The 9,434-nt window shown below is 58.0% G+C and carries 13 protein-coding genes and 2 pseudogenes; 10 read left to right on the forward strand and 5 right to left on the reverse strand.

Going from position 1 to position 9,434, the window contains the following annotated elements; genetic code table 11:
- The coding region (locus tag AC1D35_RS33330) for a TonB-dependent siderophore receptor (protein ID WP_477942131.1) at positions 1-1,872 on the reverse strand (1,872 nt) is incomplete at its 3' end.
- 143 nt (positions 1,873-2,015) lie between these two features.
- On the opposite strand from AC1D35_RS33330, the pseudogene AC1D35_RS33335 reads away from it, so the two are divergent.
- The 6 genes and pseudogenes from AC1D35_RS33335 to AC1D35_RS33360 all read left to right on the forward strand — a co-directional run.
- A pseudogene (locus AC1D35_RS33335) lies at positions 2,016-2,897 on the forward strand (LysR substrate-binding domain-containing protein); the annotation flags it as partial.
- 262 nt (positions 2,898-3,159) lie between these two features.
- The gene (locus AC1D35_RS33340) at positions 3,160-3,447 is read left to right on the forward strand and encodes a type II toxin-antitoxin system VapB family antitoxin (RefSeq protein WP_113509856.1); all 288 of its coding nucleotides are present in this window, start codon (positions 3,160-3,162) and stop codon (positions 3,445-3,447) included.
- Entirely contained in the window at positions 3,404-3,808 is a 405-nt protein-coding gene (locus AC1D35_RS33345; RefSeq protein ID WP_477942133.1) for a type II toxin-antitoxin system VapC family toxin, read from the forward strand. Before AC1D35_RS33340 ends, AC1D35_RS33345 begins: the two co-directional genes overlap by 44 nt.
- Before the next feature lie 488 nt (positions 3,809-4,296).
- Entirely contained in the window at positions 4,297-4,563 is a 267-nt protein-coding gene (locus AC1D35_RS33350; protein ID WP_477942137.1) for a hypothetical protein, read from the forward strand.
- 289 nt (positions 4,564-4,852) lie between these two features.
- Positions 4,853-5,041 carry a hypothetical protein gene (locus tag AC1D35_RS33355; RefSeq protein ID WP_477942139.1) on the forward strand — a complete coding sequence of 63 codons (189 nt, stop codon included), beginning with the start codon at positions 4,853-4,855 and terminating at the stop codon, positions 5,039-5,041.
- Positions 5,038-5,410, forward strand: a pseudogene (locus AC1D35_RS33360) (thermonuclease family protein). Before AC1D35_RS33355 ends, AC1D35_RS33360 begins: the two are co-directional and overlap by 4 nt.
- 37 nt (positions 5,411-5,447) lie before the next feature.
- Here the strand turns inward: AC1D35_RS33360 and AC1D35_RS33365 are convergent.
- Positions 5,448-5,933: a hypothetical protein gene (locus tag AC1D35_RS33365; RefSeq protein ID WP_477942140.1), complete on the reverse strand. Its 486-nt coding sequence runs from the start codon at positions 5,931-5,933 to the stop codon at positions 5,448-5,450.
- A gap of 479 nt (positions 5,934-6,412) precedes the next feature.
- Between AC1D35_RS33365 and AC1D35_RS33370 the strand changes: the two genes are divergently transcribed.
- A complete protein-coding gene (locus AC1D35_RS33370; RefSeq protein ID WP_477942143.1) occupies positions 6,413-6,691 on the forward strand; it encodes a hypothetical protein in 279 nt (92 codons plus the stop codon).
- 343 nt (positions 6,692-7,034) lie between these two features.
- Here AC1D35_RS33370 and AC1D35_RS33375 read toward each other — a convergent pair whose 3' ends face one another.
- Complete coding sequence (locus AC1D35_RS33375; protein WP_477942148.1) at positions 7,035-7,316, reverse strand: hypothetical protein; 282 nt, start codon at positions 7,314-7,316, stop codon at positions 7,035-7,037.
- Here AC1D35_RS33375 and AC1D35_RS33380 point away from each other — a divergent pair.
- Both AC1D35_RS33380 and AC1D35_RS33385 read left to right on the forward strand, forming a co-directional pair.
- On the forward strand, positions 7,197-7,529 hold the full coding sequence (locus AC1D35_RS33380) for a hypothetical protein (RefSeq protein ID WP_477942150.1): 333 nt from the start codon (positions 7,197-7,199) through the stop codon (positions 7,527-7,529). The genes AC1D35_RS33375 and AC1D35_RS33380 overlap by 120 nt on opposite strands.
- Positions 7,526-7,876: a DUF982 domain-containing protein gene (locus AC1D35_RS33385; protein ID WP_477942144.1), complete on the forward strand. Its 351-nt coding sequence runs from the start codon at positions 7,526-7,528 to the stop codon at positions 7,874-7,876. The genes AC1D35_RS33380 and AC1D35_RS33385 overlap by 4 nt, the downstream gene beginning before the upstream one ends.
- Before the next feature lie 53 nt (positions 7,877-7,929).
- On the opposite strand, the gene AC1D35_RS33390 is transcribed toward AC1D35_RS33385, so the two are convergent.
- Together AC1D35_RS33390 and AC1D35_RS33395 are read right to left on the reverse strand one after the other, a co-directional pair.
- On the reverse strand, positions 7,930-8,175 hold the full coding sequence (locus AC1D35_RS33390; protein ID WP_113302056.1) for a hypothetical protein: 246 nt from the start codon (positions 8,173-8,175) through the stop codon (positions 7,930-7,932).
- Between the two features lie 102 nt (positions 8,176-8,277).
- Complete coding sequence (locus AC1D35_RS33395) at positions 8,278-8,880, reverse strand: putative peptidoglycan-binding domain-containing protein (RefSeq protein ID WP_477942146.1); 603 nt, start codon at positions 8,878-8,880, stop codon at positions 8,278-8,280.
- Positions 8,881-8,895: 15 nt separating this feature from the next.
- Between AC1D35_RS33395 and AC1D35_RS33400 the strand changes: the two genes are divergently transcribed.
- The gene (locus tag AC1D35_RS33400) at positions 8,896-9,405 is read left to right on the forward strand and encodes a lipocalin family protein (RefSeq protein ID WP_113302054.1); all 510 of its coding nucleotides are present in this window, start codon (positions 8,896-8,898) and stop codon (positions 9,403-9,405) included.
- Positions 9,406-9,434: the final 29 nt, after the last annotated feature.

Consider the following 9,434-nt stretch of genomic DNA (forward strand, 5'->3'; position numbering starts at 1 on the left):
GTCGAGCCAGAGGCTGGCGGCATGTTCAGGCACATTGTCCGGACGATTTCCGTCGTCGATGCCGCCGACGATTTCAGCCTGCATGTAGGTATAGGCGGCGCGCAGATCGAGGCCGTCGGTCAGGCTGGTGACTCCTTCGAGCTCGATGCCCTTGACGTCGACCTCGCCGATCTGCCCCGTCGTCGTGCCACCGGACGGCAGCGCAATTGTCGTCAGAACATTCTTCTGCTTCAGGTCATAGGCGGCGACAGTGAAGAAACCGTTCCAGCCCTCCGGCTGATATTTGACGCCGACTTCCACCTGTTCGCCCGTCGTCGGCTGCAGCGGCCCGCCGGTCGCCGGCACAGGCACTGGCTCGAAGGAGGTGGCATAGCTGATATAGGGCGCAATGCCATTGTCGAAGACATAGCTGAGGCCGGCGCGTCCGGTCAGCTTCTGGTCGTCCTTGTCGAGCGAGCGCGATACGCCGGTCAGCCGGTTCGTCGAGGTGCCCTCCGTGCTTGCCCAGTCCTGGCGAAGCGCGGCCGTCGCGCGCCAGTTCTCATAAGCAAGCTCGTCCTGCACGTAGAGGCCGACCTGGATCATCTGCGAGTCGACTTTGGTGCTGACCGTCGGCGCAATCAGCTTGACCGAGCCATAGACCGGATTGAAGGCATCGAGCGGCGTGGCGCGCCAGAATTGGGTGCCGACATTGTTGTCGTAGTAGCGGTAGTCCAGTCCGAACAGCATCTTGTGCTGGATCTCGCCGGTATCGAATTCCGCAAGCAGGTTATTGTCGACGTTGAAGGTGTTGAGCAGTTCGTCTTGAATGGTGGCGTTGCGGTTGATGGTCCGCCCGCCCGTAAGGCCTGATGTCGCCATTCCGAGCGCCTTATAGTTCCAGTCGAAATTCTGGTAGCGGAGGTTCTGGCGGAAAGTCCAGGTATCGTTGAAGCGGTGTTCCAGCTCATAACCAAGATTGGTGAGCGTCCGGTCGGACGTGTCGAAGCTCTTGTCGCCAACGAAGAAATCCCGCGACAGGCGGTTTGCGCCCGTCGCATTGAGCGTGAGCTGCGGCGGCAGGCCGGATGGCGTGCTCGGATTATCGTGCTGGATGCTGGTTAGGATCGTCAGCTTGGTATCGTCGTCCGGCTGCCAGGTGAGCGCCGGAGCGATGAAGTAGCGGTCATTGTCGAGTTCGCCGACCTGCGCCGAGGCCGTCCTTGCCAGACCCGTCAGACGATAGGCGAAATCGGAATTGCCGGGCATGGTGTCGCCGAAATCGAAATAGGTGCCATAGGTGTCATAGCTGCCAGCCTGTACGCCGACCTCGCCGAAACGTTCGAAGACCGGCCGCTTGCTGATGAGATTGATCATGCCGCCCGGATTGCCCTGGCCGTACATGACCGACGCCGGGCCACGCAGCACTTCGATACGCTCGAGCTGATAGGGATCGACCGCTGGGGCACCTGCGGTGCGCATCATGCGCAGTCCGTTCAGGAATTGCGCCTGACGGCTGTCGAAGCCGCGGATACGCGGGGAATCAAAGCGCGGATCGGCGCCATAGGGCTCGCCGACGACCCCGGGCACATAATCGAGCGCCTGGCCGACGGTTTCGGCACCCTGCGACTTCAGCTGGTCAGCCGTCAGCACCGAGATGGATTGCTGGGTTTCGAGGAGCGGCGTACCGGTCTTGGTGGCAGTCGCACTCGTCCTTGCGACAAAACCCTTAACCGGCGCCGTCGGGTCCTCATCCTTGGAGCCGCTGATGACGATCGGGGCGAGTGTCGTCGGATTGACTTCCTGCGCGGTAGCCGGAAACAGCGGCGCCAGAAGCGCGCTTGCCAGCGCCGTCGTCGAAACGAATTTGAGCAGGTGAGGAGAACCGGTCATCGAAAGCCCGTTATATTGGAAAACTGGATTTTTATAATCATGTTATTTTTCCAAGGTCCAATAAACGAGGCTCGAATTTTTCATAAGTCTGATTTATGAAACGCGCCCAATGCCATAGATTTGAATTCTTCCAGGAGAGAGAATTGGCCCTGTCCGACCCCGGCTTTGAACTCCGGCATTTGAGGTATCTTGTCACCCTCGTCGAGGAGCGGAACTTCGAGCGCGCTGCGGCCCGTCTCGGCATCGCCCAGCCAGGCCTCAGCCAGCAGATCAGGAGCCTTGAAAAGATCGTCGGAACGCCGCTGCTCGACCGGACCCGCCGGGGCGTGCAACTCACTCATTCCGGCGAGATCCTGTTCCAGGAGGCGCGCAAGGTACTGGTGCAGACCGAGGCAACCGTGGCGGCCGTCCACCGCGCAGGCCGCGGCGAAAGCGGACGCATCTCGATCGGCTATGTGGCATCGGCCGCCTATTCCGGCGCGGTCGTCGGCTCCATCAGGGAGTTCAAACGCGATTATCCCTATGTCGAGGTCGAGCTGCAGGAAATGGAGCTGCGCCAGCAGCTGCAGCGCATTGCCGACGGCCTGCTCGATTTCGGTTATATCCGCGCGCCGGCGCCGATCCCATCAGGCGTTATTGTGCAGGTCCTGCTGCGCGAGCCGCTGGTTGCCATGGTCCCCGCGGATCACGAATTCTCAGAGCGCGTTATCGACACGCTCTCCCGACTGGCAGACAATACCTTCATCACGCCGCGCCAACCGCCGGAAGTCGGCTTCTACCGCAACACCCTGCAGGCCTGCCGGGAGGCGGGCTTCGAACCATCCGTCAGGGCCATCGCCCACGACTTCACGGAAATCGCCGCCCTCGTTGGCATCGGCACCGGCATCGCGCTCGTGCCGCAATCCATGAGCCGGGTGGAACTGCCCGATATCCACTACCGGCCGCTTCAGAGCGTCACGGTGACGTCAGACGTGGCGATCGCCTACCGCAAGGGCGAAAGTTCGCCTGCCACCAAGGCTTTCATTGGCCGGCACCGGCAGAAGATCAGCCCTCCGGCGTCCGACAGGACAGTCAAAGCGCCGGTGTCTTGCGAACCATCGGACACGACTTTGTCTGCATTGCGCCGTTCGCCGCTTGTCGGGGCCGAACTTGATCTGTCGAGACCGGACGAGGAAGGGCGTGAAGTCGATCTGTGACGCAGATCCATCTGCCATCCAACTTCAAAGCTTGGAATGAAGAATAAAGTGATCTGCATTATTTGAGAGAATTATCTACATGGAGCCGGCGATGGCCATCAACGTCAACAACACAGAGGCGGATGCTCTGACCCGGGCGTTCGCCACCATGGCCGGGGTCAGTATTACTGATGCGATTGTGATCGCCATGAAAGAGGCTATCGAACGTCGCACCAGTCGCGAGAGCCCGGCCGAGACTGCAGCCCGACTCAGGAAGAAGTATGGTATTTCCCTGACGCCATCCTCTCGCAAGCCGCTTTCCATGAGGTCTTTGATTCCCTGTGGGACGAAGGCTGATGTTCATCGACGCCTGCGCGATCATCGCCCTCTTGTCGGATGAACCGGAGGCCAAGCGGGTATCCGACGCGATCGTGGTGGCACTTGACCCATTCACCTCTCCTGTCGCAACGCTCGAGGCGGCTTTGGGGCTAGCGCGGCCCGACAAGTTTGGTTTGCCGCTTGATGCGGTGGAAGCGCTGCTAATGGAATTCCTGGAGGCTCGTAGCATCGAGATCCGCGACCTTCCCCCGGCTCGTGAAACAACGCATCTCGCTCTTTTCGCTGCGCATCGATATCGCGCCGGCCGCAGGGGCCTTAACCTTGGCGACTGCCTCCACTACGCCTGCGCGAAATACTATCGCGTTCCAATTCTGGCGACAGATAATAAATTTCGTGAGACTGATATCGAAACCGTTCCGTGATATCGCCAACGCCGGCTCGCAAATCGTCAGGACAATTCACACAGGCTTCGGATCCGACAGCATCGATCGTCCATCCGCGCGTCTTTGGCTAACGACGAGATATCCCAGCGCACGGACGAAGATAGTAAGAAGTAGCCATAGCTCCGTAGCATATGTGATCCAATGTTCTCCGAGCCTGAGGCTCAGAACGCGGTCCATCAGAAACATCAGGTCAACGGTAGACGCTAGCGGCAGGCCCACGATCCAGCCGAATGATGCGGCCAACGGGATGCAAATGACCGCGGAGATCATCGCCGAGACAAACGCGCTGATGCCCGCAAACCGCCAGGAGATCGTGAGCGCGCCGGCGCGGTTTTCATCCTCTCCTTTCCAGAATGAAAGAACACCTTGCAAGGTGAGCGGGCCGTGCAGCTACCTCCTTGTTTCGACACCAAAGAGTGCTGTGCGGCCCCGCTATTATTTGCCACCCGTCACCTTAGCGATCCCAAATGAAACGCTTCGATGAAATCCGCCTGCCCAACAAGCAGGTTGTACGCTGGCGTTTTCTCGATCCAGAAAACCGTTGGCAGATTGCCGCTTACCGCACACCTGCCGCCGCCGAACTGCTGATGTCTGTCGCCGGTGAACCTAAGCAGCGCTGGTCATCAGGCGGGCCGAGCACAGAAGAGTTCAGCGAAGTCTTGGGAATGGTCGTCTTGAGCGCGTCACTCAGAATCCAGAGCGACCGGGTCAATGGGCGCCGAAACCTGCAGTGATGAAGAATACAAACCGCGGTACCAATGGCGTGAGACTTGGTCCGGTGAGAGCAAGCAGGACTTCTCGGGGTATGATGCTGAGGAACTATTCGGCCGCATCTAGGTCGACAACACGACCTCTGGCAAAGAGCACCTGTGGCGCTGGAACGGCGGGTTTGCCTCATGGGTGCGTCGACGCATCATGCCGCAACAGGGGTGGGCTGCGACGGCGCGGGAAGCGTCAGGATGGTCGAGGACCATCACGCCAAACTGAAAGAGATGCACGGTTTATGACGGGAGATGACGCGGCATGAGCAACGAAGGCCATTCGACGGCGCCAGGGGCGAACGTGATCGTCGAGCACTATTGCTCTGTCACGGGCTGCGGCCAGTGGGGAGGACTGGGGTTTGCGTTCAACAAGACCGAGGAGACCCGTTGGTGGTGCTGGGAGCACTTTCCATACAAGGAACAGCCCACCGGCCAGGTTAGACCGCAATGATTGCCGGCATGCTGATGTGCGCCACCCTGACTGCAGTAGACGGCGACACCGTGCGCTGCGATGGCCAGCTCATGCGATTGCTGGGAGGAGGAGTGCCGTTCCAATGGGGCATAGACACCCCGGAGATCGGATCGCACGCGAAGTGCATCAAGGAACGGAAGCTGGCGCTAATCGCCAAGGGAAGGCTGAAAGAGCTTTTGGAAGAACGCGGCCTGCAGATAGAAATAAAGGGCTACGACAACACGCCGAAGCATCGCCCGCTGATCAACATCTGTCGAACATGGGGAAGAGATCGGGGCCAAGCTGCTTGAGGAGGGTTTCGCCAGGGAGTGGCGGCGGCACCATAGGAACGACTGGTGCGCAGACTAACGCCCAAGGGAACCGCACCAGGCCCGGAAACCAGACGTTATCCGCTGGGACTGTTTTCCGTATCTGATTCGTCGGCCATTGGAAGACCAGCTGTCTTGATCATCAACCAAACGTATAAAATCAGCGCGACCAGCGCAAGAACGCCCAAAAGGACACAAAAATAAATCACCACTGGAAGGTCGTGAATTCCTATGAATAGTTCCTGCGCAGCACACTTATCCGCCAAGTAATCTTTGAAATGTTCACACTTGCCTGCGTCGGGGAATAAATAGAAAGCTCCATCCATAATAAGCAGGAAGCCAGCCATAGCGGCTATGCCGCGAAGCAGTTTTCCACTTGGTTGCCGTCTGAGTGACTGCACCGGTTTCGTTTTTTTTATAGACCAGAGTAACTTGGCAAACAGGAAGCAGGCGGCTGTACCGAGAAACTGGGCAAGCATAATCACAAAAAAGAGGTTGAAAGCGGGTTTGACAATGTGGGCGGCAAGTGCAGCCAGAAATGCCACCACCCCCAGTGTTGACACTGCGGACACCCACGTAAGCCCGTCCCGCGTCACAATCGCACGGTAGAGCCCGTATGACGCCCAAGCGGTCAGGGCTATTGGGACGGGACCAATGGGCCAAGGAAACGATAGATCAACCATGCTGGGACTATGCCTGATCAAATGCATTACTCAACCGAATAGTGACTAGATACAAACAGGACCAATGTTCGTGCCGCGCCTGCGAAGCGCGCCTAGTCGATCTTCAGCCAATGCCTAACGGTAACTACCGCCCAATCTAAAAGCACTCCATAGGTGATAATATCCCATGAGCGTTTTGCACGGGGAAGTATATATCTTCTCAAGACGAGCTGATTTTACAGATACAGTCGCTTTCTCTATGTGATGCGTTATAGCAACAACGGGAAATGTTCTCGTAGAATCGGACTTTAGTCCCACTTGATGACGAAGGGCTCGCCGCTAGCTCTACCGCGTTGGGGTCAATCAACTAGCGGAACATCATGCCAATTATTGAATCAGATCGAATATTGTTCAAACGGGTTTGGACCGCCGGCGCTAAAGCGGTGACAGAAAATCGCATTTCTGCGCTGCTCGACGTCACGCTCAATACCCCTACGCTGGAACAATACCAAGACGGCTACGGCCAGCGGATGACCGATATGATCAAAGTCGTTCAGCTAGGCATCGCGCAACTTCGCGGCAGTAAGGAACTCGCCGAATCCGAACCCGCGTATACGCCCCCTTCGTCGTCCCACCGCCCCTTGAAACGCGCCAGCTAGGAGATGCACGGCTGGCGCCGTCCCTTGGCTCTTCACCTCTTGTTCAGGTTTGACCTGGGAGGATGAGCAATAACGCAGCGTATTGTAAGTGGTAGGCAAAGTGCACGAAGTCAGATCTGCCAGTTTTCATTTCGGCCTGAAAGCTTTGCTCGATAAGCATTCAGAACTCCGACCGTATGCGCCAATGGCAAACCATTTGACCGAACTAATCGAGACCTATGGCGATGCCGTTAAGTCCAAAGAGAAATACCTAAGCGACGACGGTGATCACGAAATGATTCTCGTCCATTATATGAGCGTATGTAGCGAATGAGAGGAGCACTTCCTGTCGAGCCTTGGCTGCTCAGTTAATCTTCAGCCAATGCCGGATGGAAGCAACTGCACCGTCTCCGATGTATGCGACAATGCCGCCGATCGTCAGGCCAGCGAACGCAATCAGCCCTGAGATTCCTACCCCGAGCGTCTTCATTCGCTTCCACTCCTCCAAGGCAGGCTGGACTGAAGCATGATTGCGGTCAACGGTCTCATTGAGGGCTTTGATTTCCTCGCGGATCTGGGCGTCGACACCGCCGCGAATTGCGACCGTGGTGTCGAGATGACCGATCTGCTTGGCCTGGCTATCCAGCCTGGCATGAATGACCGCCCTGCTTTCATGAGCGTTGTGCTTTTCCTCCTGGAAATCTTCTCGTATCCGCTTCACGCCCTCCTCAACGCGACCATATCATCATTCGAAGTCATCAGCCGCCTGCCCTTTTTCCACGCCATGCGAATCACCGGAACGAATCACCCCGGTGTTGTGTTGAGTCGCAAATCAGTGATGCGTGAGGTGTCGCGATGAACGCTGCGACTAGGGTTCCAATTAAACCGGTGACTATTCAGTTAGGTAACAAAGGCCCCGGCCGCCTTGGCGCTACCGTCGAGGACCTCATGGGGATGCTCATGAGCGACAGGTGGCCGGATAGGTCATCTCCCAAATTCAGCCGCGCAATGAGCGCCTGCATTGACGCCACGGTCGGTGGCAGCGGCGATAGAGCCCGCACAGCCTTCGTCGATGCCGCCCATGATGCCGGGATCGCCGTTTCGCCCGATGATGACAGGAAGACTAATCCCCACCGCACCGATAAAGTGCGTAGCGACCGCGGTGCTGAGCGATCGAAACAGCCGCTTGCCGGTCATTTGCGATAAGGTAGCTGTTGGTCGCCGGCTTCGGGTTTATCGCGACAAGGACGTCGCAGGGTTCAGTGATCTTGGCCGTCCGGCAGCTCGCACCCGCCGAGCATAGCGCAAAGGCCGGGATCATCAGCAGCAAGTGCTTTCGCGTCGATTGTCTTCCCATCTTTGAGGATTTGAACACGGTTGGCTTGGAGGTCGGCGTAGACGGCTGATCGACCGCCGGAGTAACCGAAGCCGTAGCCGATCAAAAAGGCGATGCCCGACGCAGCCAGCGCGCCGAGGGCGAGCTTAAGCAGGGTTCCGATGGTCATACGCCACCGGGATATCGAGGGCATCTCTGAGCCGGTCCTTGTTGCGCTTCGCGTACCAGCGATAGGCAAGGCCACCGATCGTCAGGACGGCGCTCGCGATGATCAAGCCGGCAAACACCTTGCCGATAAGCTCGCTGAGTAGCTCAGGGGCGAAAGCTGATCCTGCACCTGCTGGAGGGTCACAGCGATGCCACCAGAGCCCACGCCGCTGCCAGTCGAAGCATCTGCCACGGCCAGCGTCGGCGCCGCCTTGGCGCTGGATAGGAAGGCCTTGGCCTCGCCGCCGGGCTGGTGGCTGACTTCAGGGCCGACAGATCCGGTGGCCCAAGCCTGCCCGACGGCCTTCACGTCCCTGATGCGGCTGATCCAGCCCTTTCCGAAGGTCTTGAAGGTCTTCAGAGCTCGGAGGAACGCTTCACGGCGCTCGATGATGCGTGCGACCAACATATCGTTGTCGTTGACGCCAGCCGCCGCCAGGATCGTCCCCTGCCCGATGATGCCGTCAATCGCACCCTGATAGAGCCCAAGGCCCTGCAACGCACGCTGCAGCCATTTGATGGACTGGGAGATGCCGGAATTCACGTTGCCGTCGAAGACGACATAGGAGACACCGGGCGCCAGCTTATCGAGCCTGGCTACATTCGTGGGCGCGCCAATGTGCGCCGGCTGGAACTGAATCCCCGACGGCCCGTTGCGACTGATCACTGAAGGAGAAAAGCAATGAGCGACGTCACCTCGGTCCCGAGCCTTGATTTAAACCGCTATCTTGGGCGCTGGTATGAGATTGCTCGCCTTCCCATTAAGTACGAAGACGAGCTCGCTACCGATATCACAGCGAGTTATTCCCTAAATCCCGACGGTAAGGTTCGGGTTGACAATCGTTGCTTCGACGAAACCAACAAGCCAACCAACGCGGTCGGCGAGGCCAGTGCGGTTGATAACACGAACGCAAAATTGAAAGTCAACTTTCTCCCGGCTGCTCTCCGGTGGCTACCATTCACGGACGGGGACTATTGGGTGCTAAAGATTGACCCTGATTATCAAATCTCTCTGGTCGGGACCCCGGACCACAAGTTTCTTTGGGTTCTCGCTCGACAAAGCTTCATCCCGGAAGCCGCTCTCCAAGAATACCTGGACGAAGCTCGCCGACAGGGCTTCGATCTTGCGAAGCTCGTTAGAACAACCCACACAGGGCGTGAGGTAAGCGACGCTTTACTAAAAAGCCTATAAACCGAGCCTCATACCCTTCCCAGTAGAAT

This window comes from Rhizobium sp. P1_E6, from assembly GCF_056405875.1.